Source organism: Bradyrhizobium sp. USDA 372, assembly GCF_053629095.1.
Genome location: NZ_JBRJHR010000001.1, coordinates 2,915,355 through 2,939,088 on the forward strand (window position 1 = coordinate 2,915,355; position 23,734 = coordinate 2,939,088).

The 23,734-nt window shown below is 65.6% G+C and carries 30 protein-coding genes; 15 read left to right on the top strand and 15 right to left on the bottom strand.

From position 1 onward, the window contains the following. The first annotated feature begins 18 nt into the window (after positions 1-18). The 4 genes from AB7M16_RS13835 to AB7M16_RS13850 all read left to right on the top strand — a co-directional run bounded on the left by AB7M16_RS13835 (position 19) and on the right by AB7M16_RS13850 (position 2,850). Positions 19-177, top strand: coding sequence for a hypothetical protein (locus AB7M16_RS13835; protein ID WP_212259390.1), 159 nt, complete (start codon positions 19-21; stop codon positions 175-177). Between the two features lie 128 nt (positions 178-305). Then, positions 306-1,118, top strand: a complete 813-nt coding sequence (locus AB7M16_RS13840) for a PAS-domain containing protein (RefSeq protein WP_453944219.1) — start codon at positions 306-308, stop codon at positions 1,116-1,118. 86 nt (positions 1,119-1,204) lie between these two features. Beyond that, complete coding sequence (locus AB7M16_RS13845; RefSeq protein WP_260380959.1) at positions 1,205-1,660, top strand: GNAT family N-acetyltransferase; 456 nt, start codon at positions 1,205-1,207, stop codon at positions 1,658-1,660. A 248-nt stretch (positions 1,661-1,908) separates the two neighbouring features. Beyond that, positions 1,909-2,850, top strand: a complete 942-nt coding sequence (locus tag AB7M16_RS13850; RefSeq protein ID WP_453944220.1) for an aldo/keto reductase — start codon at positions 1,909-1,911, stop codon at positions 2,848-2,850. Between the two features lie 31 nt (positions 2,851-2,881). Here the strand turns inward: AB7M16_RS13850 and AB7M16_RS13855 are convergent, their stop codons facing one another. From AB7M16_RS13855 to AB7M16_RS13870, 4 genes are all read right to left on the bottom strand, one after another. After that, positions 2,882-3,205 carry an antibiotic biosynthesis monooxygenase family protein gene (locus tag AB7M16_RS13855; RefSeq protein WP_453944221.1) on the bottom strand — a complete coding sequence of 108 codons (324 nt, stop codon included), beginning with the start codon at positions 3,203-3,205 and terminating at the stop codon, positions 2,882-2,884. A 257-nt stretch (positions 3,206-3,462) separates the two neighbouring features. After that, a complete protein-coding gene (locus AB7M16_RS13860) occupies positions 3,463-3,822 on the bottom strand; it encodes an endonuclease domain-containing protein (RefSeq protein WP_260380962.1) in 360 nt (119 codons plus the stop codon). A gap of 236 nt (positions 3,823-4,058) precedes the next feature. Further along, on the bottom strand, positions 4,059-5,276 hold the full coding sequence (locus AB7M16_RS13865) for a DUF1501 domain-containing protein (protein ID WP_453944222.1): 1,218 nt from the start codon (positions 5,274-5,276) through the stop codon (positions 4,059-4,061). A 2-nt stretch (positions 5,277-5,278) separates the two neighbouring features. Continuing rightward, a complete protein-coding gene (locus AB7M16_RS13870) occupies positions 5,279-6,835 on the bottom strand; it encodes a DUF1800 domain-containing protein (RefSeq protein WP_453944223.1) in 1,557 nt (518 codons plus the stop codon). Positions 6,836-6,954: 119 nt separating this feature from the next. Here AB7M16_RS13870 and AB7M16_RS13875 point away from each other — a divergent pair, with 119 nt between their 5' ends. Then, entirely contained in the window at positions 6,955-7,158 is a 204-nt protein-coding gene (locus AB7M16_RS13875; RefSeq protein ID WP_246571893.1) for a cysteine-rich CWC family protein, read from the top strand. Positions 7,159-7,256: 98 nt separating this feature from the next. Here the strand turns inward: AB7M16_RS13875 and AB7M16_RS13880 are convergent, their stop codons facing one another. From AB7M16_RS13880 to AB7M16_RS13890, 3 genes are all read right to left on the bottom strand, one after another. Further along, positions 7,257-7,952: a glutathione S-transferase family protein gene (locus AB7M16_RS13880; protein WP_453944224.1), complete on the bottom strand. Its 696-nt coding sequence runs from the start codon at positions 7,950-7,952 to the stop codon at positions 7,257-7,259. Between the two features lie 106 nt (positions 7,953-8,058). After that, entirely contained in the window at positions 8,059-8,289 is a 231-nt protein-coding gene (locus tag AB7M16_RS13885; protein ID WP_212259384.1) for a hypothetical protein, read from the bottom strand. After that, entirely contained in the window at positions 8,286-9,065 is a 780-nt protein-coding gene (locus AB7M16_RS13890; RefSeq protein WP_172788733.1) for a sulfite exporter TauE/SafE family protein, read from the bottom strand. The genes AB7M16_RS13885 and AB7M16_RS13890 overlap by 4 nt, the downstream gene beginning before the upstream one ends. Positions 9,066-9,377: 312 nt before the next feature. Between AB7M16_RS13890 and AB7M16_RS13895 the strand changes: the two genes are divergently transcribed. From AB7M16_RS13895 to uvrB, 4 genes are all read left to right on the top strand, one after another. Beyond that, the gene (locus tag AB7M16_RS13895) at positions 9,378-10,292 is read left to right on the top strand and encodes a LysR substrate-binding domain-containing protein (protein WP_172788734.1); all 915 of its coding nucleotides are present in this window, start codon (positions 9,378-9,380) and stop codon (positions 10,290-10,292) included. Between the two features lie 100 nt (positions 10,293-10,392). Then, positions 10,393-10,617 (top strand): hypothetical protein, encoded by a 225-nt coding sequence (locus tag AB7M16_RS13900; protein ID WP_172788735.1) that lies wholly within the window; start codon positions 10,393-10,395, stop codon positions 10,615-10,617. A 48-nt stretch (positions 10,618-10,665) separates the two neighbouring features. Then, on the top strand, positions 10,666-10,893 hold the full coding sequence (locus AB7M16_RS13905) for a hypothetical protein (RefSeq protein WP_172788736.1): 228 nt from the start codon (positions 10,666-10,668) through the stop codon (positions 10,891-10,893). A 92-nt stretch (positions 10,894-10,985) separates the two neighbouring features. After that, a complete protein-coding gene (gene uvrB / locus AB7M16_RS13910) occupies positions 10,986-13,946 on the top strand; it encodes an excinuclease ABC subunit UvrB (protein ID WP_453944225.1) in 2,961 nt (986 codons plus the stop codon). A gap of 106 nt (positions 13,947-14,052) precedes the next feature. Here uvrB and AB7M16_RS13915 read toward each other — a convergent pair whose 3' ends face one another. Next, complete coding sequence (locus AB7M16_RS13915; protein ID WP_453944226.1) at positions 14,053-14,439, bottom strand: hypothetical protein; 387 nt, start codon at positions 14,437-14,439, stop codon at positions 14,053-14,055. A gap of 651 nt (positions 14,440-15,090) precedes the next feature. Between AB7M16_RS13915 and AB7M16_RS13920 the strand changes: the two genes are divergently transcribed. The 5 genes from AB7M16_RS13920 (at position 15,091) to AB7M16_RS13940 (ending at position 18,517) form a co-directional block, all read left to right on the top strand. Beyond that, the gene (locus AB7M16_RS13920; RefSeq protein WP_453944227.1) at positions 15,091-15,528 is read left to right on the top strand and encodes a nuclear transport factor 2 family protein; all 438 of its coding nucleotides are present in this window, start codon (positions 15,091-15,093) and stop codon (positions 15,526-15,528) included. Positions 15,529-15,726: 198 nt separating this feature from the next. Then, entirely contained in the window at positions 15,727-16,167 is a 441-nt protein-coding gene (locus AB7M16_RS13925) for a nuclear transport factor 2 family protein (RefSeq protein ID WP_453944228.1), read from the top strand. Positions 16,168-16,539: 372 nt separating this feature from the next. Then, a complete protein-coding gene (locus tag AB7M16_RS13930) occupies positions 16,540-17,448 on the top strand; it encodes a hypothetical protein (RefSeq protein WP_453944229.1) in 909 nt (302 codons plus the stop codon). 228 nt (positions 17,449-17,676) lie between these two features. Beyond that, the gene (locus AB7M16_RS13935; protein ID WP_453944230.1) at positions 17,677-18,099 is read left to right on the top strand and encodes a hypothetical protein; all 423 of its coding nucleotides are present in this window, start codon (positions 17,677-17,679) and stop codon (positions 18,097-18,099) included. Between the two features lie 280 nt (positions 18,100-18,379). Then, the gene (locus AB7M16_RS13940; protein WP_007614812.1) at positions 18,380-18,517 is read left to right on the top strand and encodes a hypothetical protein; all 138 of its coding nucleotides are present in this window, start codon (positions 18,380-18,382) and stop codon (positions 18,515-18,517) included. A 38-nt stretch (positions 18,518-18,555) separates the two neighbouring features. Here AB7M16_RS13940 and AB7M16_RS13945 read toward each other — a convergent pair whose 3' ends face one another. The 3 genes from AB7M16_RS13945 to AB7M16_RS13955 form a co-directional block, all read right to left on the bottom strand. Beyond that, positions 18,556-18,702, bottom strand: a complete 147-nt coding sequence (locus AB7M16_RS13945) for a hypothetical protein (protein WP_027545961.1) — start codon at positions 18,700-18,702, stop codon at positions 18,556-18,558. Positions 18,703-19,050: 348 nt separating this feature from the next. Further along, positions 19,051-19,530, bottom strand: a complete 480-nt coding sequence (locus AB7M16_RS13950; RefSeq protein WP_439364640.1) for a MaoC/PaaZ C-terminal domain-containing protein — start codon at positions 19,528-19,530, stop codon at positions 19,051-19,053. Continuing rightward, entirely contained in the window at positions 19,530-19,982 is a 453-nt protein-coding gene (locus AB7M16_RS13955) for a MaoC family dehydratase (RefSeq protein ID WP_172788744.1), read from the bottom strand. Before AB7M16_RS13955 ends, AB7M16_RS13950 begins: the two co-directional genes overlap by 1 nt. 179 nt (positions 19,983-20,161) lie before the next feature. Between AB7M16_RS13955 and AB7M16_RS13960 the strand changes: the two genes are divergently transcribed. Continuing rightward, the gene (locus tag AB7M16_RS13960; RefSeq protein WP_018648333.1) at positions 20,162-20,458 is read left to right on the top strand and encodes a DUF4282 domain-containing protein; all 297 of its coding nucleotides are present in this window, start codon (positions 20,162-20,164) and stop codon (positions 20,456-20,458) included. 146 nt (positions 20,459-20,604) lie between these two features. Here the strand turns inward: AB7M16_RS13960 and ychF are convergent, their stop codons facing one another. From ychF to AB7M16_RS13980, 4 genes are all read right to left on the bottom strand, one after another. Further along, a complete protein-coding gene (gene ychF / locus AB7M16_RS13965) occupies positions 20,605-21,702 on the bottom strand; it encodes a redox-regulated ATPase YchF (RefSeq protein WP_172788745.1) in 1,098 nt (365 codons plus the stop codon). 5 nt (positions 21,703-21,707) lie between these two features. Then, positions 21,708-22,313 carry an aminoacyl-tRNA hydrolase gene (gene pth / locus AB7M16_RS13970; protein ID WP_439364641.1) on the bottom strand — a complete coding sequence of 202 codons (606 nt, stop codon included), beginning with the start codon at positions 22,311-22,313 and terminating at the stop codon, positions 21,708-21,710. Positions 22,314-22,371: 58 nt separating this feature from the next. After that, positions 22,372-23,091: a 50S ribosomal protein L25/general stress protein Ctc gene (locus tag AB7M16_RS13975; protein WP_172788747.1), complete on the bottom strand. Its 720-nt coding sequence runs from the start codon at positions 23,089-23,091 to the stop codon at positions 22,372-22,374. A 329-nt stretch (positions 23,092-23,420) separates the two neighbouring features. Continuing rightward, positions 23,421-23,681 (bottom strand): accessory factor UbiK family protein, encoded by a 261-nt coding sequence (locus AB7M16_RS13980; RefSeq protein WP_100235986.1) that lies wholly within the window; start codon positions 23,679-23,681, stop codon positions 23,421-23,423. Positions 23,682-23,734: the final 53 nt, after the last annotated feature.

The window sequence follows — 23,734 nt, forward strand, 5'->3', positions numbered from 1 at the left end:
CATCGCGACAGGACGTCGATGAAATCACCTGTGGTAGTCGTTGCAATCACCCTGACTGCGGCCATCCTGGTCGCGGCCTCGCTGCTGATCATCGTCGGCACGCGCAAGGGCGCAGGCACGTCGACGCTGAACGCGCCGACGCTGCAGCAGCGCGTCAAGCACGCGCAGATGGTCTAAAATCTTCCGAAAGCCTTACGCTTGCGCACAAGCGCATCTTAAGCACGCCGCATGAAATCGCGGCGCGGTCACGCAACAATCAGCCAGTGTTGCGGCCTTACCTCGTTCGGGAGGAGCGAGACAGGTCCATGCGGTTCGGATGGCGTGCGATCTCCGGTCCGGCGCTGACGGCAGCGACCCTGCTGCCGGCGCTGCTGCTCGATCGCCTCGTCCCCGCGCCCTCGCCCGCCCCGCTGTTCGTCGGCATCGTGGCCCTCGCCGGCGCGCTCGCAGGACTCGCCTCCGCCGTGACGACCGCGATTGTCGCGGTGATCGGCGCGGCACTGTTCTTCCTCCATCGCCACGGCGTTTCCGGCCATGGTGCCGCCGATCTGGTGCCGCTCGGCCTCCTGGCCGTCACGGCTTTCGGCACCGCCGGCATCACCGGGCTGATGCGCGAGCGGCTGCTCGGCAGCTTCGCCGCCGAGCGCCGCAGCCACGCTATTGCCGCGCGGCTGTCGGCCGCGCTCGACAAGGTCGATATCGGCATCGTGCTGCTCGATGCCGAGACCCGGGCCGAATTCATCAACCGCGCGTTCCGCGATTATTTTGCGGTGCCGGACGAGATCGCCGACGCCAAGCCGCCCTTCATCGCGCTGATGTATCACGGCCGCGACACCGGCGCGTTCGAGCTGCCCGAGGACGAGCTCGGCACCTTCATCGCACAGCGCATGGAGATGGTGCGGATCGGCGATGCGACGCCGATCAACATCAAATTGCGCAATGGCGAGGTGCTGCGCTTCGTCTGCGCCGCGCTGCCCGACGGCGGGCGCATGCTGAGCTACACCCCGGTCACCGACCTCGTGCGCCACACCGATGCGCCGGCGCGTGCCGACTACTACCGCTCGCTGCGCGATCCGACCGGCCGCAAGCTGATCCGGTACTTGCGCGCTGCGGAGTGAGGCGAGTGTGCGATTGATCGGCAATACGATCATCACGTATGAAGGACATCCCTTCGTCGCGCACCCCCGAGATCGCGGAAATTCACATGTCGCTCATCATTCGCGCCGTCACCAGGCAGGACTACGATCAATGGCTGCCGCTGTGGGACGGCTACAACGCCTTTTACGGCCGCTCCGGTCCGACCGCGCTCGCGCCCGAGATCACGCGGATGACGTGGCAGCGCTTCTTTGATGCCTATGAGCCGATGCATGGGCTGGTCGCCGAGGACAACGGCCGCCTGCTCGGCCTGACGCATTATCTGTTCCATCGCAGCACCACCGCGATCGAGCCGTCCTGCTATTTGCAGGACCTGTTCACGTCCGAGGCCGCGCGCGGCAAGGGCGTCGGCTCGGCGCTAATCCATGGCGTCTACGAGCGCGCGAAGCTGGCGGGATCGCCGCGTGTCTACTGGCAGACGCACGAGACCAATCTCACGGCGCAGCGCCTGTACGACAAGGTCGCCGAGCGCTCCGGCTTCATCGTCTATCGCAAGATCTTCTGAGCCCCGGGGGCCTGTGGATAACTCCGCCTGTCACCCGCGCGTAACATAGCAAGACTAGGCTGCCCCTGCGTCTGGTCAGGCCCCCGTCACCGATCATGCGCCCCAAGCGGTCCCCGTCAGTCGCCGCGTCTGACAGGGGCCGCATTTTTTTGTCCGCGCTGCCGGCATGGCAGCAGCGCGGCCGCCCGCTTGCTGCTGCGGCGCGTGGTGGTCAGAATATCCGCCGCTCATCTCCGACAGGATCTTTCATGGAAATTCGCAATCTCGGCGCCTCCGGCCTTCGCGTGTCCGCGGTCGGGCTCGGCTGCAACAATTTCGGCCAACGCACCGACCTCGAGACCTCGCGCAAGGTGATCCATCGCGCGCTCGACCTCGGCATCACGCTATTCGACACCGCCGACATCTATTCGAACATGGGCGGCTCGGAGACCGTGCTCGGCACCGTGCTCGGCGATCGCCGCAAGGACATCGTGCTGGCGACGAAATACGCCAAGCCAATGACCGAGGACGGCACCAAGCAGGGCGCCTCGCGCCGCTACATCATGGAGGCCGTGGAGGCGAGCCTGAAAAGGCTGAAGACCGATTACATCGACCTCTATCAGCAGCACGATTACGACCCGCTGACGCCGATCGAGGAGAGCCTGCGCGCGCTCGACGATCTCGTGCGCCAAGGCAAGGTCCGCTACATCGGCAACTCGAACTTTCCGGCCTGGCGGATCGCGGAAGCCGAATACGTCGCGCGTGCGATGAATGTCAGCCGCTTCGTCTCCTGTCAGGACGAATATTCCCTGCTGGTGCGCGACATCGAGAAGGACCTGCTGCCGGCCGCGACGGAATACAAGCTCGGCCTGTTGCCGTTCTTCCCGCTCGCGAGCGGCCTGTTGACCGGCAAATACCGGAAGGGCGAGGCCGCGCCTGCGGACACCCGTTTCGGCAAGGTGCCGCGGCTGCGCGATCGCTACGTCACACCGCGCAACGAGGACATCGTCGAGAAGCTCGCCGCCTTCGCCAAGGCACGCGGCCGTTCGATGCTGGAGCTCGCCTTCTCCTGGCTCGCTGCGCGCCCGCAGGTCTCGAGCGTGATCGCGGGCGCGACCCGCGTCGAGCAGATCGAGGAGAACGTCAAGGCGATCGCCTGGAAGCTCAGCGCGGAGGAGACGGCGGAGATCGACAGGATCACGCTGGATTGATTTTGCGACGACCGACCTTTGCGGCGCGGCGCTATTTCGCGCCGCGTCCCACCGTCTGCATCACCTCGAAACCTTCGAACTGGGGATGGCCGAGATAAAGCGGCTTGTTGTCGCCCGCCTTATGGTGCGCCGCGCGAAACGCCTCCGACTTGGTCCAGGCCTCGAACGCCGCAAAATTTGCCCATACGGTGTGCGAAGCGTACAGCGTGTGGTCCTCGGCTTCCGGCCCGCGCAGCAGGTGAAATTCGACGAAGCCCGGCACCTTGTCGAGATGGGTGTCGCGCGTGAGCCAGACCTGCTCGAAGGCAGCCTCGGAGCCCTTGGCGACGCGGAAGCGGTTCATGGCGATGTACATGGGGTGGTGTCTCCTCTAGGCGCGATCGTCAGGGATGCGATGCTCTCTCGCTCCCTCTCCCCGTTCTTACGGGGAGAGGGTGGGGTGAGGGGCTGCCTCCGCGAGTTCGGTTTCGATTGTAGGCGATGTGCGCGATGCACGCACGGTGAATGTGGGAATCGGATGGACTGCCCTCTCGGAAACAGTGTGCCAGGCCCCTCACCCGGATCACATCTGCGATGTGATCCGACCTCTCCCCGCAGAAGGGCGGGGAGAGGTTAGGTCCCGTCTCCCGCTGCCGCGAGCTCGGTCTGAATCACGGTGAGAACACCTTCGATATTCCCAAGGACATCGTTGTTCCAGAAGCGAAGCACCTTGTAGCCCTTCTTGATCAAGCGCTCGTCTCGAATTGCATCCGCTGCGGACTCATTGTGCTGCCCGCCATCGACCTCTATGACGATCCGCTTCTCGCGACATACGAAATCGCAGATGTAGCCGATGATTGGCTCTTGCCTGACGAATTTGTGCCCATCGATCCTCCGATTGCGAATGCGATTCCAGAGAACCGTCTCGACATCTGTCTGATCGGCGCGCAAGCGTCGAGCGAGTCGGATGGATTTTTCGTTGTGGCCACGCATTGCACTGCCTCCGCCCGTGATGGACGCACCGCCCTCTCACTCCCTCGCCCCGTTCTTACGGGGAGAGGGTGGGGTGAGGGGCTGTCTCCGCGAGTTCGGTGTGGATTGTAGATACGGTGCGCGCAATCGCAACCGTCTTGCGAGTCGGAAGGATTTTGTTCGTGGCAGTAGAGTGCTCTGCCCCTCACCCGGATCGCTGCGCGATCCGACCTCTCCCCGCAAAGAGCGGGGAGAGGTTAAGCTAACAGCCCCTTCATCGGCCGCGCGCTTGCGCTGTCGGGAAACACCGTTTCCGCGAGCACACGGTCCGAGAGGCCGAACTGGTCCTGCAGCACGCCTTTGATCACCGAGCGCAGATCCGTCGTCGGCTTGAGGTCGCGGCCCTCATACAGGCTTGCGAGCTTGAGGCCTGGCCAGTCCGAAATGACGCGGCCGCCTTTCACCGCGCCGCCGGCGAGCAAGGCGATCGTGCCGGTGCCGTGATCGGTGCCCTCGGTGCCGTTGATGCGCGCGGTGCGGCCGAACTCGGTGGCGACGACCACGACGGTGTCGCGCCAGCGATTCCGGAGGCCGCTTTCGAACTCGGCGAGCGCGCCGTCGAGGCCGCCGAGCAGGAAGGCGAGACGCCCCACGGGACCGCCTTCATTGGCATGCGTGTCCCAACCGTCGAAAGCGAGCGCGGCAATGCGCGGGCCGTCATCGGCCGCCATCAGCTTTGCCGCGCCGCGCGCGACCTGGCGCATCTGCGCGACGGCGTTGCCGCGCGTCGCCTTCATGTCGTCGCCGCTCGCCGCCTTGTCGAGCTGGAGGCCTTGCGACAACGCGGAGGCCAAGGCGGCATCGCGGTGACGGTAGAGCTCGACGAGGCGCATCGCGGTGTCGTCATCGGCCTGCGGCAGCGCGACCGGCGCCCAGCCGACGGTCGGCGCGTTGCCGCGCAGCACCAGCGGCGTGGTGGGGCCGACCGCAAGCCCGCTCGATACGCGCTCGCCGCGCGGCAGCGCTTCGAGCGCGCGATTGAGCCAGCCGGACTGCACGCGACCCGGGCCGGCATAGCCGCTTTCGAGCACGTCCTGGCCATCGAAATGCGAGCGGTCGCGATAGGGCGTCGCGACCGCATGGATCACCGCCGCGTGCTTGTCGCGATACATGCGCGCGAATTCCGGCATCGCCGGATGCAGGCCGAAGAACGAGTCCAGCATGATCGCGGGATGCGCACCATCGGCCGCAAGCGCAATCGATCCGTGCAGGCCGGCATAATCGGGGTCGCCGATCGGCGCGACGGTCGAGAGCCCGTCCAGCGCGCCGCGCAAGATCACCACGACCAACCGCGGATCGCGCCCGTCGGCCGCGCGGGCGAATTTCGGCAGGTAGGCCCAGGCTGCAAACGAGGCACCGCCGAGCAGCAGACCACGACGGGACGTGAGGAGCCGGTTCTCGACGCAGTCGGTCATCATCATCTCCTCTGCATTTCCGGCGACATCAACAGCAGCGCCAGCGCCTGCTGCCGCGACTCCGCGCGCTCGATGGTCCGCCGCGTCTCGGCCGAGGCGGCATCGGCGGCGGCAAACTCCAGGAGATCGAGCGGATCGACGCTGTTGCCGAGCCGCGCACCGATCTGCGCCGCGATGTCGAGCCTGAGCTTGATGCCTTCAGGCGCCGCCCAGGCGGCATTGGTATCTGGAAAGCCGTTGGGGCCCGGCGGCGACCACAGCGGCTGGCCGAGCAGATTGAGGTTGTTCAGATAGGCGCCGGGATCCTCGGGCACGCGCGCCAGCAGCCGGCCGCTCGCAACCAGGAAATCGTAAGGCGAGCGCATCTTGGTGAGCGGCGCCTTCCAGGCTTCATCGGAATCGACCAGCGCCGTCGCCAGCGCCTTGAGATCACCGTCGGTCTTGACGAAGACGTCGCGCAGGCGCGCAACGAGCGCCGGCGGCGGATCGTCCGCGACGAAGTGACGGACGAACTTGGTGGCGATGAAGCGCGCGGTCGAGGGATGCCGCGCGAGATCGGCGAGCGCGGCTTCGCCCTGTGCGAGGCCGGCCTGATCGTAGATCTTGCCAAGCAGGACTTGCGGCCCGGGCTGATGCGCATTGACGTTGAAGACGAAGGAGCCGGGAACCCCGAGCTGCCCTTGCCTGCCGGCAAAGGTCCAGCCGGTGATGATGCGCGCGAGCGAGGTGACGTCGCCTTGCGTGTAGCCGGCGCCGACGCCGAGCGTATGCAGCTCCATGATCTCGCGCGCGAGATTTTCGTTCAGCCCACGCTTGCGGTTTTGGCCAGCGCGCGAGTCAGGGCCGAGCGATTGCTGGTTGTCGAGGAAAAACAGCATGGCCGGATGCTGCTCGACCGCCCTCAGCATGTCGGCGAAGCGCCCGAGCACGTGCGGCCTGATCGCCTCGCGCTCGAACGCGCCGGCCCAGATCCGCGCCAGCTCGCCCTTGCTGGCGGAGATGCAGAAATGATTGGACCAGAACGCGACGAGGCGCTCGGTGAAGCCGCACTCGACGAGCGTTGCGCGCTGCAACCGCGCCAGCGCCTCGGCGCGAAAGGTTTTCTGGATCACATTGAGCGGCTGCGGGGCGGGCTTGGCGGTGGGCTGCGGCGCGGGTGCGCCCGGCTGCATGGTCTCCGGCTTCGGTGCGCCGTCGGCGGGCTTCGCATCGGCCATTTGGCCGGTGATCTCCGCCGCGGCATTCAGCGAGAGATTGCGGCGCAAGGGCGGCTTCTGATCGGCAGGCGCTTGGGCCGGCGTCTCGACGGGCGCGGCGGCCTTCGCCGCCTCACGCGCCTGCTTGACCTCGTCCTGATAGGCAAACACGGCCTGCCCGAGCTGCGGCGTCGATTGCAGGCCCGGCGCTTCCAGCAGCACGCCATTGGGACGCGAAAGCTCCGCCTTCACGAAGCCGCGCGGGTCGGAGCTTGCGTTGATGAGATCGCCCGATGCACCGCCGCGGGCGCCGAAGCCGAAGCGGTTGAGCGCGACCAGGGCGGCTTGGGAATCGCGGGCCATCGATGAACTGTCCTTCGCGCGTTGGGAGCCGCTTTCCTTTCGACGCGGGCGGCGCGTAATATACCGCAGCGACAGATGAACCCGACATGAAAAATGACGGCGAAGCTTCGACGTAAATCATGACAAATCCGAAAGAAATGCCGTCAGCGCCGGCACTTGCGCGCCGTCTCACCTGTTCCCGTTGCGGCAGCGAATTCGGCTGCGATCTCTCGGGCAATTGCTGGTGCGCGGAAGAGACGGCGCGGCTGCCGATGCCGATCGAGGGCGCGGACTGCCTGTGCCGGGAGTGTTTAAGGAAAGCGGCGGCGGAGGCAGTCTCGTAGGGTGGGCAAAGCGAAGCGTGCCCACGCATTCTTGGCGATCGCGAGAGATGGTGGGCACGGCGCTTTGCGCCTTTGCCCATCCTACGAAACTACGTGCGTTACACCGCAAATCCCGGCGACTTGCGCGCCATGCCGTCGAACGCATCCAGCAGCTTTTCGCGCCAGGCATAGACCGGATCATCCGCGTCGAGCAGCTTGAACGGGCTGACCACGCGCGCCCATTGGAATCCGCCGAACACGATGTAGTCGGCGTAGTTCGGCGCATTCCCGCCGATGAAGGGCTGCGTCTTGAAGGTCTGACGCATGATCTCCAGCGATTTGCGGAACGCGACGACGCCGGCATCGCGACTCGCCTGGACCTCTTCCAGGCCCTTGCCGAACCGCGCCTCGCGCGACTTGCGGAAATAGGCGGCATCGACCTCATTCAGATTCTTCGGGATGTCGGCGATAACAAGCGGAGAGAGACCGCCGACGATCGCGATGTCGCCCCACGCATTGATCATGCGCGCCATGGCGCGGCCGCCCTCGCCGCCGAACAGCGACGGGCGATCCGGAAAATTGTCCTCGAGATAGTTCGCGATGGTCCAGGAATCAACCACCGGCTTGTCGTGATGCAGCAGCACCGGGACCCTCTCCGAGCCGTGCGGCGCGATCGCGCTCTTCTCGGTGAAGCGCCAGGGCAGCGTCTCCGCCGCAAGGCCCTTATGCGCCAGCGCCATCCGCGTGCGCCAGCAATACGGGCTGAAGGGGCGTGCGGCGTCGATGCCGACGAGTTCGTAGAGTTTGAGCGACATGATTGTTATTCCGTCATTGCGAGCGCAGCGAAGCAATCCAGACTGCCGCTGCTGAGGCATTCTGGATTGCTTCGCTTACGCTCGCAATGACGATGTGGAGGCGGAATCACCGCCCGTTGGCGCGCAACAGCCTCTCGCCGCCTTCCGTCACCGCGATCACCAGCCCGAGACCTGCAATCGTCTCGCGCGCGACGTAGCCGCGCTCGGCGGCGTCTTCCCAGATGGTAAGGCGCGGGCACGAGGTCTTCCAGGTCGCGAGCACCTCGGCGTAGGCGCGCGGCTCGCGCGCCACCCATTCAACGAAGTCCAGCACCAGCGGATCGGCCGTCTCGCTCATTGCAAACCTCCCTTGTCGAAGGCGGCCAGAACCGGCGCACGCAGCAACAGCCAGCCGCCATAGGCGATGTAGTAGCAGGCGATGGTGGTGATCAGCTTGTTGGACCAGGCGATGAACTGCTGGTCAGTCATGGCTTCGAGGATGCGCCGCGCCAGCGTGGTGCCGAGCATCGAGGCTGCGATCGCGACCGCAGCGAGCACGGGATCGAGGCTCGCGGCCTGATCGATGATGCCGCCGAAATAAATCAGCTTGGTGAAATGGCTGATGAGCTGGCACATCGCTTTCGTCGCCACCTTCTCGCGCCGGCCGAAATCGCCGCCGAGGAAGAAGGTGTCGAGCAGCGGGCCGGAGACGCCGGTCATCAGCATCAGGCCCATGCAGATCGTGCCATAGACCGTGCCCTGCCAGAGCCTGTCAGGATCCGGCTTGATGTTCGCGGGCAGGAGCCGCGCCATGAACGGCGTGGCGCCGAGCAGCAGCAGCGCCGTCGGCTTGTCCGGCACGTAGCGGGTCAGCGACCAGGCGGCGAGCGCCACGGTCGCGCCGACCATGTAGTTCGCAACCGGCCGCCAGCGGATATGCGCCCGCCACAGGAACGCCCGCCAGCCGTTCGAGGCCATCTGCGTGATCGCATGCAGCACCATCGCGGTCGGCAGCGGCATCAAGGCCAGCAGCACGCCGATCAGAATCAGCCCGCCCGCCATGCCGAACAGCCCCGACAGGAACGCGGTGGCCACCATCAGCAATCCGAGGGCAGCGATCATGATGGGCGTCACGAGAGGAATCTCCTGAGAGCGAGTGAGGGACGCAAACTGTTTCGCTCCCTCGCCCCGCTTGCGGGGAGAGGGTTGGGGTGAGGGGGAGTCTCCGCGGGGACGGTGAGAGTTGGACTCGCGGAGAGTCCCCTCACCCGTAATCCAAGCTGCGCTTGGATTCCGGCCTCTCCCCGCAAGCGGGGAGAGGCGAAGAAGCCGCGGCGGACTCGGCAAATCAGCCTAAAACCTACGTTTCAAGTTGTGCCTCGCTTGCCCCTCTCGCGCAAACTGAGTTATCTTGCCCTGGCGTCAGCTTTCCTGAGGGTCGGTCATTTGCGGCGACTGCTGTTTCTCAACGGCATCAAGGCGTTCGAGGCGGCGGCGCGGACCGGCAGCTTTGCTGCGGCCGGGCTGGAGCTGAGCGTATCGGCCGCCGCGGTCAGCCGCATGGTGCACCTGCTCGAAGAGCGGCTCGGCGTCGCCCTGTTCGAGCGCAAGGCCAATCGCCTGGTGCTGACGCAGGCCGGCCGCGCCTATCAAGGCGGGCTGACCCCGATCTTCGATGCGCTGGCGAGCCTCACGGCACAGGTGACGGCGCCCGCCAGTGTGCGCGTGCTCACCATCGGCGTCGGCCACACCTTTGCGATGCGCTGGCTGATCCCGCGCCTGTCGGAGTTTCGCAGCGAGGAGCCCGACATCGAGGTGCGCTTCACCACCGGCGGCGCCGCGGTGCCGTTCGGCGAGGACTGGAGCTGCGGCATCAAGCTCGGCACCGGCGATTGGCCCGGCCTCGTCGCCGAGCCGCTGTTCGCGGGCGACCTCACCCCCGTCTGCGTGCCGCGCCTCGCCGGCGGATTGAAGCGTCCGGCCGACCTGAAGGGACCGAGCCTGATCCGCGTCGCGCACTCACCCGAGGACTGGCCGATCTGGCTGAAGGCGGCGGGCACGGCGAGGATCAACGCGCGCGGGCCCGAGTTCCAGTTCTACGGCCAGGCGCTGCAGGCCGCCGCCGACGGACTCGGCATCGCCATGGGCATCCGCCCCTATATCGACGACGATCTCGCGGCCGGCCGGCTGGTCGCGCCGTTCGACCTCTCGGTGCCCAAGGGCATGCGCTGGTACCTGCTCTATCGCAGCTTCCAGACCGAGCAGCGCGACTTTGCCGCGTTCCGCCGCTGGATCATGCGGGCGGCATCGGAACCCGCTGCCCGCCCGCGCAAGATCGGCCGCGCTGCAGCGCGTAACTGAAGGCGGGCAAAAAAGCCGCCTGCTTGTGAACGGCTTCACATCCCAAAATCCGCAAATGTGGTCCCCTGACCCTCCGAAAAGAAACGTGGGACCTACACTCATGACGACCCTCTACGACGGCTTTGACATCGAATCCTTCGAAGCTGGCAAGGGGCTGTGGCACGCGCGGATCCGCCGTGCCGATCTCAGCCCGGTGGCCATCGACGGCGTACTGTTTCCGGCCATGGAAGTCGGCTTCGCCTGGCCCGATCGCGATGCCGCGATTGCCGATGCCAAGCACCACATCGATCGTTTCCGCCTGCGGGCCGACAGCGACGACGAATAGGCGGTCCGCAGGCGGACCAGGGCGGCGAAAAAAGGGGGCAAACCGGTCATGTCCATCATCGAAACCGATGCAGCTCGGCCGCGGATCTACGCCCGCTCAGTGCTGTCCAATTGCCCGGAATGCGACGGCGATCTCACAGTGCTCCGCGTGATCGGCGGCCGCGCCGGATGCGAGTACTGGACCATGCGCTGCACCGATTGCGGTGGCATTCATCTCGACATCCTCGAGCCGAATGTCGCCGCCGGGAACGACGACGGGCCGCTGCCGGCGGCGTGAACGGAAGGCTGCTGCCAACCTGCTGTCAGCAGCCTGCATGGCCACGGGCATTCACCCTTTATCGCGGGGCAGACTCGTCCCATATTCGCCTCATGGCGAAGAAACCTGCTCCCCCCAAATCCCCCAAAACCAAGGCTCCGAACTCGAAGGCGCATCGCCCCGATGTGCAGCCGATCGGGCCGGCGCTCGCCGAATTGCTCAATCCCGCGATCAATCGCGGCGATGCGGGCTTGGGATCAGGCACAGGCCTGCAGCCGCCGCCGGACAATTCGCGCGACCGCCGCGCCGGGGGCGAAGCCGCCGCGCATCGCGCGCGGGCTTCGACGCCGAAGGAGTTTCCGCAAGATGCGGCGCGGCCGATGCCGCTGCGGCCCAATCCGCAGCCGCCGAGCGCTCGTCAGTCCAGTGAGCTTGCTGGGCTGGAGGAGGCGCCGCAAGCCAATTACGGAACCGCGGCCACGATTCCGACGCTCGATCCGGAACTGGCGCGACAGCTCGGCCTGCCCACGGAGGAGGACGATGCCGAGGCGCTGGCGCGTCCGCCGCGTTCCAAGATGGAGGCACTGGGCGTCAAGGCCACCGCGGATGCGCTGGAATCGCTGATCCGCGAGGGCCGGCCGGAGTTCCGCAAGAACGACGGCTCCATGAAGGTGTGGACGCCGCACCGGCCGCCGCGCCCGGAAAAGTCCGAAGGCGGCGTGCGCTTCGAGATCAAGTCGTCCTACGAGCCCAAGGGCGACCAGCCGACGGCGATCGCCGAGCTGGTCGAGGGCATCGACCGCAACGACCGTTCGCAGGTGCTGTTAGGGGTCACCGGCTCGGGCAAGACCTACACCATGGCCAAGGTGATCGAGGCGACGCAGCGCCCGGCTCTGATCCTGGCGCCGAACAAGACGCTCGCCGCGCAGCTCTATGGCGAGTTCAAGAACTTCTTTCCGGACAACGCAGTCGAGTATTTCGTCAGCTATTACGACTACTACCAGCCGGAAGCGTATGTGCCCCGCACGGACACGTACATCGAAAAGGATTCGTCGATCAACGAGCAGATCGACCGCATGCGCCACTCGGCGACGCGCGCGCTGCTCGAGCGCGACGACGTCATCATCGTCGCCTCGGTGTCCTGCATCTATGGTATCGGCTCGGTCGAGACCTACACCGCGATGACCTTCGCGCTGAAGAAGGGCGAGCGCATCGACCAGCGCCAGCTGATCGCCGACCTCGTCGCGCTGCAGTACAAGCGCACCCAGGCCGATTTCACCCGCGGCACGTTTCGCGTGCGCGGCGACGTCATCGACATCTTCCCGGCGCACTATGAAGACCGCGCCTGGCGCGTGAACCTGTTCGGCGACACCATCGAGAATATCGAGGAGTTCGATCCGCTCACCGGCCACAAGCAGGACGAGCTCGAATTCATCAAGATGTACGCCAACTCGCACTACGTGACGCCGCGCCCGACGCTGGTGCAGGCGATCAAGTCGATCAAGTTCGAATTGAAGCAGCGGCTCGACCAGCTCAACAACCAGGGCCGCCTTTTGGAAGCGCAGCGGCTGGAGCAGCGCACCACCTTCGATCTCGAGATGATGGAGGCGACGGGCAGCTGCGCCGGCATCGAGAACTATTCGCGCTACCTCACCGGGCGCCGCCCCGGCGAGCCGCCGCCGACGCTGTTCGAATACGTGCCCGACAACGCGCTGATCTTCGCTGACGAAAGCCACGTCACCATCCCGCAGATCGGCGCCATGTTCCGCGGCGACTTCCGCCGCAAGGCGACGCTGGCGGAATACGGCTTCCGCCTGCCTTCCTGCATGGACAACCGCCCGCTCCGCTTCGAGGAATGGGACATGATGCGGCCGCAGACCGTCGCGGTGTCCGCGACCCCGGGCAGCTGGGAGCTGAACGAGAGCGGCGGCGTGTTCGTCGAGCAGGTCATTCGCCCGACCGGGCTGATCGATCCGCCGGTCGACATCCGCCCGGCGCGCACGCAAGTGGACGATCTCGTCGGGGAAGTGCGCGCCACCGCGCAAGCGGGCTATCGCTCGCTGATCACGGTCCTCACAAAACGCATGGCGGAGGACCTCACCGAATATCTGCATGAGCAGGGCATCCGCGTCCGCTACATGCACTCCGACATCGACACGATCGAGCGCATCGAGATCATCCGCGATTTGCGCTTGGGTGCGTTCGACGCGCTGGTCGGCATCAACCTCTTGCGCGAAGGCCTCGACATTCCCGAATGCGCCCTGGTCGCGATCCTCGATGCCGACAAGGAAGGTTTTTTGCGCAGTGAAACGTCGTTGATTCAGACCATCGGCCGCGCCGCGCGCAACGTCGACGGCAAGGTGATCCTCTATGCCGACCAGATGACGGGGTCGATGGAGCGCGCCATCGCCGAGACCAACCGCCGCCGCGAGAAGCAGGTCGAGTACAACAACGCCAACGGCATCACGCCGGAGAGCGTGAAGAAGCAGATCGGCGACATCCTCAACTCGGTCTACGAGCGCGACCACGTGCTGGTCGAGGTCGGCGGCCACGACATGACCGACGACGTCATCTCGATCGGCCACAATTTCGAGGCCGTGCTCGCCGATCTCGAAACGCGGATGCGCGAGGCCGCCGCCGATCTGAACTTCGAGGAAGCCGCGCGCCTGCGCGACGAAGTCAAGCGCCTGCGCGCCACCGAGCTCGCCGTGGTCGACGACCCCACCGCCAAGCAGCGCATCGTCGCGGGCAAGGCCGGCGCCTATGCGGGAACGAAGAAATACGGCGACGCCGCCAACCTCCCCGTCAGCGCCATGAAGAACAAGAGCGCCGCAACCGCGCTCAAGGCCGGCGGCGGCAAGGGCTCCCGCGTGCACAAGCCGCATCTCGACGAGATGCACGGCCCGGAATCGCTGCCCTATCGCGAGAGCCGCGCGCTGCCGGCAAAGCCGTTCGGCAGCACCAGCCGGATCATCCAGCCGACGGACTCGCGGCAGTCGGGGCCGGAATTCGGGCCCGCGCCGAAGTCGACGGGTGGCGCGCCGGGAAGACGGGGTGGGTGGAAGAAGAGGTAGGGCGGCGCAGGTTTATCGGCGACGTTCGTGGTTATGGATTCTCAGATGCGCAATCGCGCATCATAGCTCGCCGCTCTGCGGAATGACACGCGGAGAGATTCCCCCCTCACCCCACGCTCGCCGTCACCACGGCCATCACCGACAGCAGCAGCACGATCGTCACGAGTTGCAGCGAGGCGACGGGCTGGGTGCGCCAGGCCGTGATCTTGTCGGAGAGCGACAGATGAGCCTCGAAGAATTTCGGCTCGTAGACGGTCTTGAAGAGGTGCGGGAAGCTCGGACCCAAGGTCACGGCCAGCATCGCGTGGGCGAGCGAGGCGAAGGCGACGAAGATGGCGACGCCGGGGTCGCCGACGAGATCGTGGTTGCCCACGAGCTTGAGCAGGAAGGCCGCAGTGGCGAAGGTCGGGAAGCTCTGCAGGGTCGCGGTCAGCGCGAGGCCTTCGAGCGCGTTATGCAGGCGGGACTTTCTGACGGTGGCGATGGCGGCCATGGCACGTCTCCCTGATGACATGCCGATGACGGTAGCCGCGACGCCGGTGGGACGATGTGAGATGGGTCACGCGGGGAGCGGTACGGGGCATCGCCTCTTCCCGGCATGCGGGGACAGGCCGGAAGCCAAAAGTCCGGGTTGAGCTCGCAGCTGCTCTCAACGTCGTCATTGCGAGCGCAGCGAAGCAATCCAGAGTCTATCCGTGGACGGGATTCTGGATTGCTTCGCTGCGCTCGCAATGACGTGTTGAAGGAGCGCTGCTCCCGATCATCATCGGACTCGCGGAGCCTCCCAAACCCGTCCAGCGCGAGCGAAGCTCGTCGCGGCCAGCATCCGCCTTCGCCAAGGCTTCGGCGGATCAGAGCGGGGCGAGGGAGTAGCTCGCGGGCGTGGCGGAGATATCGCGATTCCAGGCGCCTGCGTGGCGGGACGTTGCGCACGGCACCACGCGCGTTGCGCGCCACGCAATCGGATAGAGCGCGAATTCGTGCAGCCTACCTGCAACTCAACCCTCCGTTGTACACCATGAACCGGGCATTGCGCTCATGCGTCAAAACGTCTGCAACATCCCTGTGATTTCGCGGATTGCCGGTGCGCGACACCGCGCGTTAGCGTTGCGCGACGTCACGGGGCCAAACGAGGATCGGCGGAATGACGGTGGAGCAGCTGAATCGCCAACGCGTCGTGCACTTGCTCGATGCCTTCGCGCGCGGCGACATCGAGACGGCGCTGGCCTGCTGCACCGACGACGTCTACTTCCTCACCCACGCGCCGATCGACGTGCTGCCGCATTTGGTGCCGCGCCATGGCAAGCAGGAGCTGCGCGAGCTGTGGCAGACGGTCTGGTCGCGCTATTCGGAGATTCGGTACAAGACGCCGCACATCGTCGCCGAGGGCGAGGCGGTCGCGACCTACCTGCACGCCTTTTTCAAGAAGCGCAGCAACGACCGCGTCGTGCAGTTCGACATCGCGGTGTTCTACACGTTCCGCGGCGCCCTGGTGGCGGAGATCCGCGAGATCATCGATTCCTACGACCTGGTGCAGCAGGTGCTGGAACGGGAGATCGGGCCGCTGATCACGGGGCGGTGAGCGTCGAGACCCGGACAATTACGGGATCCTATTGTAAATCTCACAAAGAGCGATCAAGTGTGCATTGCAAAAACGTGAATTGCGTTTTGGCCGAAATCTGCTATTTCATTCGTATACAAATGAGTTGAGCCCCGGCGCCTGACTGCGCGTGGGGTTGTTTTCCGTTTTTCCGTAAAGCCAGCTTCAGGACTGCCCCAAATGACAGAGCACAGCCTCTGGCGTTTCTCGCGCGCGTTGCACCGCGCGATCAACGACCGGCATTTCGAGGATATCGAGAGCTTGATCGACGAGGACGTCGAATGGGCGCTCTACGGCCCGATCGACATGTTTCCGTTCCTCGGCGCGCGCCAGGGCAAGAATGCCGTGCTCGACGTCATCCGCCAGCTCGCCGACAATTTCCACGTCCGCCGCTTCGACCGCGAGAGCATCATGCTGGGCGTCGATTCCGCCGCCTCGATGCTGCGCTATTCGCTGACGGCCCTGGATTCCAACAAGCCGATCAGCTTGCGCGTGGCGCAGTTCGCCCAGTTCAAGGCCGGCAAGCTGATCAGCATGCGGGTGCTGATCGACACCTTCGATCTGGTCGAGCAGGCACTCGGCCGCGCCATTCATCTGCCGAAGATGACCAGCGTCGGCTAACGCATGATCCGGCCCCGAAGGGCCGCGTTAGCGCAAAGTGCGAAGCGGTTTTCCGAAAAGATTATGCGCAAACAACAACCTGAAGCACGATGAAGATCATCGCGCTTTAGGGGGGACGCCAACGGGCTCCACTGTCGGGACCGATGACGAAGACGATCGCGACGTCCTGGCCTCCAGCCCCGCCGGATGCCGTTGCATCACGAGCCCGTCATCGGGCGCGCGCCTTTCGCGCGGCCCGTTGGTTCGCGTCCCCTGGCGAACCGCCACAATTCCGCAACGATAAATCGGCACCTTCAGCGCCGGAATGGCGCATGGTCATTGCGGCCGCTATAGTGCGGCGGACAGCATGCGCTGGGGTTCGTGGGCAGGACGATGGAATTCTCGACAGGGTTTGGCTGGACCAGGCTGCCGTTGCTGGCAGCCGCATTCATTTTGGGCTCGGCGCTGACGTTACAGGCGCAGATCATTCCGCCCTTCTCTCCGCCGCCATCCGACGACCAGGCCGAGGCTGCCGAAGCTCCCGAGGTCAATGATCCCGACATCATGAAGGGCATCGACGTCGACAAGCTCGACTGGAGCCAGCTCGCGGTCGATGCGGGGACCGGCATCGACCCGATGGCCGCCAAGAAGCGCGCCCAGGCCGCCGCCAGGGAAGGCCTCGACTGGTCATCGAACCCCAATGCCAACGGCTCCTCCGCGGTGACGGTCAAGCAATCGGTGTTCTCGTTCTGGGATACGCGGATCGGCGCCGACATGACGGTGGCGAGCGAGCCCAGGACGATGTCCGAGCTGCTGGCGCAGAAGGCCAGCAACGGCGGCAACCTGCCGCAATCCTCGGGCAGCGCCTGGGCGACGGCAACCGCGCCGGGCGCGGGCGCGATCTGGGACAAGACCGCGGTGGAAGCCAGGGTCGATCCCGGCGCCGAGCACAGCAAGATCGGGGCGTCACTGACCAAATCGGTGCCGCTGTCGGGCGACACCTCGCTGACGCTGCAGAACGGGTACAGCGTCAACCAGCAGGGCAGCAGTGCGGTCCCCGGCCTCGGCGGCCACATCACGCGCAATTACGAGACCGACCAGAGCGCCAAGGTCACCGTGACCGACACCGGCACCAGCATCGTTGCCGGCCAGACGCTGTCGACCACCGACGACAAATGGCTGCGCAAGCTCGGCGCCGAGCAGAAGCTGTTCGACAACGTCACCGTATCAGGCTCGGTCGGCGAGACCTCGCAAGGCACGCTGAACAAGAGCGTGACGGCGGGCTTCAAGAAGAGCTGGTGAGCTCTTCGCCTCTCCCCGCGTGCGGTCCGCCTGCGGGGAGAAGGCCATCACCGCGACAGCATTCACACTTCCCTAACCATACGCCACGGCAAAACCCCCGAATGGTCCGGCCTTGCCGCATCTCGGCCCATTTGCGGTCAAAATCGGACGCCCTGATGCGGCCTGCCTCACAGACGTCGTCGTGCGGGGGACACTCGCGCTGCGCTCAACGCGAACAGGGGAACAACGATGAACGCCATGCGTCCTGAAAAGGTCGAAGCCACCGAGACCGAGACGGTCGACACCAACCTCGCCGCCGTGACCGAGGTCGAAGCCGGCATCCGCGATTTCGTCCGCAACGACATCGCCTATCTGCGCCGTCCGGCATCGGGCACCACCGACGCGCCGCCGCTCGACGCGAGCGCGGAAGCCACCGTCAACAACGTCAACTCGCTGATCCAGCGCGTCGCCGGCACCTCCCTCGCCGAGATCGAGAACCTGATCTCCGAGCTCGAGAGCCTGCGCGACCTGCTCCACGCCGAAGGCCAGCGCGTCCAGCGCGAGATCTCCGGCTACGCCCAGCTCAGCCAGGCCGCGATGAAGTCGACCCGCATGATCGCCGACAACGTCGCGCAGTGGAAGCGCGCCGCCGACGGCCTGCGCAACAGCTGATCGGTCAGCACCGCATCATTGGCCGCCGCGTTCCCGAAAAGGGACGCGGCGGTTTTGATTTGCGGGAGGTCTCGTGACGCGGCACGCAGTGACGCGTCGCAGAGCGGGGGCCCATGTCACAGCGTTTCTCCGGTGTGGCCTTCTGGGTCCCGGCTCAGCGCAGCAGCGTTGCACGCTGCAGCGCGTCCGGGACACGAGAGTGCCCTTTGAACCCCCAGCCCCTCACCGGCGACCAATGCCAAGCGCCCGTGCCATCGCGGCCGGGCTCAGGGGACATGTCATGGAAAGCATTCGGCCCGACACCACGGACCCGATCCCGTTGCGGCCCGCGCCGAATCAGTTCGGCACGATCATGCTGCGCTTTGTCGGGCTGCTGGCGGTTGCGATCGCCATCCTGGCGTTCGTCTACAGCCGCTGAGCTGCGGCCGGATGCCGGCCGCGATCATTAACGACTTCTTACCGGGCCGCTTCCACGGTCGAGGCTTCCAGCGTGTAGGCGCCATCGGCATAGCCCTTCACCACCATGCCGGCGACCAGCATCACGGCCAGCGTCGCAGTCGCGAAGATGAATCCAACAAATTTGAGTGCGCCGCGGTCAGCCATGGTCCTCGTCCCCTGTCTCTGCCAATTCGTTTCAAATAGACAGCGACAGGTTCATAATTAGTTAGCAACTCACTGGTTCCGCCAAAAGCTTCGCGGTCACCATGTTGCGCAGGCTTATGGCAGCCACCCGGAATCGCGTCCATAGCGCGCGAGCAACACTCGCGCGGTTTCTCTTCCCCCTCTCCCCGTTCTTACGGGGAGAGGGTTGGGGTGAGGGGCCTCTCTCCGCATATGCTGCTGTCGAGAGACCTGTACCCCCCTCACCCGAATTCGATCTGCGATCGAATTCGACCTCTCCCCGCAAGCGGGGAGAGGTGAAGGGACCGCGACCGCTCGATCAATTCTAAATCACGCGCCCTTGCGCAGCGGCACGAAGGCGGAGGCGGTGATGGAATAGACCTCCTCGCCGCGCTGGTTGGTGCCGATGGTGCGGGCCGTCAAAATGCCCCAGCCAGGACGGGAGGCGGAGGTGCGCTTGTCGATGACGACGCTGACGTAAGAGACGTTGTCGCCGGCGAGCACCGGCCTGATCCAGCGCAGATCGCGAAAGCCCGGCGACGGGCCCCATACCGCAACCTCTTCGCCGCGCGAGGCGGCCTCGCGCGCCAGACGCTGGCCGTCGGCGACAAGCAGGCTCATGCAGGCCGAGCCGACATGCCAACCCGAGGCCGCGAGCCCGCCGAACAGCGAATTCTTGCCCTCCTCCTCGTCGAGGTGAAAGCGCTGCGGATCGAACTTGGCGGCGAATGTCTTGATGGATTCCGCCGTGAACGTGTACGCGCCGATCTCCCGGCGCTGTCCGATCGCGATGTCTTCGAAGTACCGCATCAGGCCGCTCCCTCGCGCCGCTTGATCAGGATCGGCGAGGTCATCTCGGCGAGCGCCTGCCCCGCCGCATTGCGCGCGGTGCATTTGAACTTGACGATGCCGAGTTCAGGACGGCTCTTCGAGACCCGCGCCTCCAGGACGTCGACATCGAGCGTGAGATCGTCGCCGGGCCGCAGCGGCGACAACCAGCGCACTTCGTCGACGCCGGGAGATCCCAGTGACGCGGCGCGGGTGATGAAGCCGTCGGCCATCATCCGCATCATCAGCGAGCACAGATGCCAGCCCGAACCGGACAGGCCGCGGAGCATGCTTTTGGCCGCTGCCGCCTCGTCCAAATGCATCGGCTGCGGATCGAACTCGGCGGCAAAGGCCAGGATCTCGTCGCGGGTGACATGGCGCGGGCCGAACGTTCCGAACCGGCCGGGCGGGAAATCTTCGAAGGTCAGGGTCATCTCGGGAAAGCTTTGCGGGAATGACAGATTGTGGCCGCACTTTGCGGCAATCTCAACCCGCCGGCCCGCATGGCTCGTGCTACATACGGGGTGGCCGCGGTTTTGAGTCGGATCAGCCGAGGGCCAGAATGCATCGACGCGGCCCAAATTTGACGTCCCGATTTGCCTTGGGGAAAGCAATGTTTTCATTCAGCGACCTGTTTCAATGGGACCGCTTCATCACGCCGACGATCATCAAGACCTTCTACTGGCTGGTGATCGCGCTGATCTGCCTGTTCGGCCTCTCCGGCATCTTCTCAGGGCTGGCTGCGATGGCGATCAGCCCGTTCGGCGGCTTCCTGGTGCTGCTGTCGTCGATCGCCAGCGTCGTGGTCGGCATCGTGTTCTCGCGCATCGTCGCGGAGCTGATCCTGATCGTCTTCCGCATCAACGAGCATCTCGGCGCGATCAGGGACCAGGGCGGCGGAATGCGGTGAGGCTTTCGTGTCCCGGACGCGCTGCGGCACGCAGTGACGCTGCGCAGAGCCGGGACCCATGCATCCGCAAACGAAGCTTCTGGGCCCCGGCTCTGCAGCGCAGCGCTGAAGAAGCGCTGCACTGCGTCCGGGGCACGATATCCAGCTTACGTATTAAACCTGAAATGCATCACGTCGCCGTCGGCGACGACGTAGTCCTTGCCTTCGAGGCGAAGCTTGCCGGCATCGCGGGCACCGGCTTCGCCGCCGAGCGCGACGTAATCCTCGTACGCGATGGTCTCGGCGCGGATAAAACCCTTCTCGAAATCGGTGTGGATCACGCCGGCCGCGCCGGGCGCCTTGGTGCCGCGATGGATGGTCCAGGCGCGCGCTTCCTTCGGACCCACCGTGAAATAGGTGATGAGATGAAGCAGCGAGTAGCCGGCGCGGATCAGGCGATCGAGGCCGGCTTCTTCGAGGCCCAGCGTCTCCAGGAAGTCCGCGCGCTCGTCACGCGAGATGGTCGCGATCTCGGATTCGATCTTGGCGGAGATGACGACGGCAACCGCGCCCTCCTTCGCCGCCTGCTCCTCGACCGCCTTGGAGAAGGCATTGCCGGTGGCGGCCGAGCCTTCCTCGACGTTGCAGACATAGAGCACGGGCTTTGACGACAACAGGCCGAGCATGGAGAACGCCCGCTCCTCCTCCGCCTTGCGCTCGACGAGGCGCGCGGGCTTGCCGTCGCGCAGCAGCACCAGCGTGCGGTTGACGAGATCGAGCTGCTCCTTGGCGTCCTTGTCGTTGCCCTTGGCCTTCTTGGTGAGGTTGTCGACGCGCTTCTCGAGGCTGTCGAGATCGGCGAGCATCAGCTCGGTCTCGATGGTCTCGATGTCGGCGAGCGGGGCGATCTTGCCTTCGACATGGGTGATGTCGGAGTCTTCGAAACAGCGCACCACATGCGCGATGGCGTCGACCTCGCGGATGTTGGCCAGGAACTGGTTGCCGAGCCCTTCGCCCTTGGAGGCGCCGCGCACGAGGCCGGCGATGTCGACGAAGGTCAGCCGGGTCGGGATGATCTGGCCCGACTTGGCGATCGCCGCGAGCTTGTCGAGCCGCGGATCGGGGACAGCAACCTCGCCGACATTCGGCTCGATGGTGCAGAACGGATAGTTCGCGGCCTGCGCCGCGGCCGTCTCGGTCAGCGCATTGAACAAGGTCGACTTGCCGACATTGGGCAATCCGACGATCCCGCATTTGAATCCCACGAGCGTTATTCCTTGCCGTTCTCGTCCTTGGTCAAAAATCCCTTCGCCTGCATCGCAAGATGCACCCTGTTGGCAAAGGTCGCGTCCGTGCCCTTGGCGAGCAGTGCGGCGTGCTCGGCGACCGCGTCGCAGAGCGTCGCCACCCATTCGTTGTCGGCCTTGACGAAGTCCGACAGCACATGGCCGTGCACCATCTCCTTGACGCCGGGATGACCGATGCCGAGCCGCACCCGGCGATAATCGTTGCCGATATGCGCCGAGATCGAGCGCAGGCCGTTATGGCCGGCGATGCCGCCGCCGATCTTCACCCGCACCTTGCCCGGCGGCAGCTCGAGCTCGTCGTGGAACACGGTGGTGTCCCCTGGCGCGATCTTGAAGAAGCTCGCCGCTTCCTGAACGCTGCGGCCGGACTCGTTCATGTAGGTCGTGGGCTTGAGCAGGATCACGCGCTCAGTGCCGAGCGCACCTTCCGAGGTCTCGCCCTGAAAGCGGCGGCGCCATGGCGCAAAGCCATGACGCCGCGCAATCTCGTCGACGGCCATGAAGCCGATATTGTGCCGGTTACGTGCGTATTTCGCGCCGGGATTGCCGAGCCCAACAAAGAGTCGCATGACGCGGCGCGCCCCCCGCTCGGCGCGCGGTCAAGGACCGCGCGCCAGCTTCGAGAGATTACTTCTTCTTGTCGCCGCCGGCGGGAGCCTTGGCGGCAGCGGCAGGAGCAGCAGCAGCCGGAGCCGCGGCACCAGCGGCCGGAGCAGCCGCAGCGCCCGGGGCCGCACCAGCAGCGGCAGCCGCAGCAGCGGCCTTCTGCTCTTCGGCGTAACCGGACGGCGGCACGATGGTGACGAGGGTCGCGTCCTCGCGGGTCAGCGCCTTCACGCCGGCCGGCAGCTTGATGTCGGCCAGATGCAGGGAGTGACCGATCTCGAGCGCGCCGACATCGGCCTCGATGTATTGCGGGATGCTCTCGACGCCGCATTCGAGCTCGATCGCGTGGGCGACGATGTTGACGGTGCCGCCGCGCTTCACGCCCGGGGAGCCTTCCGCCTTCACCACGTGCAGGGGAACGCTGATGCGGATGGTGGCGCCTTCGCCCAGCCGCATGAAGTCGACATGGATCGGGAAGTCCTTGACCGGATCGAGGTGGTAGTCGCGCGGAATGACGCGGTGCTTCTTGCCCTCGAGGTCGATGTCGACCAGCGTGGTCAGGAACCGGCCGGCGAGGATGCGCTGGCGCAGTTCACGATCCTCGATCGAGATCGTCAGCGGGGGCTGGTTGTTGCCGTAGATCACTCCGGGCACTCGCCCGGCGCGACGCTCAGCCCGGGCGGCCCCCTTGCCGCTCTTCGGACGTGCGGTCGCCTTCAATTCCTTGACGGTCGTCGCCATGTCGTTAAGTCCTTGTTTTTGCAAAAGTTAATGGGCCGCAAGGCGGCCCATGGCATGGTCCACAGCAAGCCTCCAGGGGTGCGGGGGCCGCGGACGTGGCGGGCTTTTACCCGGAAGACGCGGAAATGACAAGGAGAATGGGCTGGCAGCCCCGGGGGGGTGCACCCTTGCTTCTTACCCTCCCCTGGAGGGGGAGGGTCGATCGCGCGAAGCGCGAGCGGGGTGGGGTGACAGTCTCTCGATCGAGGCGGTGCCCGAGTGGAGAGATCACCCCCCGGCGCTGCGCGCCGACCCTCCCCCTCCAGGGGAGGGTTAAGAGAGACCGCGGCTTACGTCGGGGTACCGCCCAGCTTTGCCTCCAGCGCCGCGATCCGCGCCTTCAGGGCTTCGTTCTCCTCGCGCGCCAGGCGCGCCATGTCCTTGACCGCCTCGAACTCCTCGCGCTTGACGAGGTCCATGTCGCGCAGGAATTTTTCGGCCTGGCTGCGCATCACCGTATCGAACTCGCGCTTGACGCCCTGGGCAGCACCGGCGGCGTCGTTCATCAGGCGGCCGATCTCGTCGAAAAACCGGTTGCTGGTCTGGGTCATTGTTGGCCTCCGATAAACTTTGCGCGAACTCACGGGAGACAATGGCAATCCGA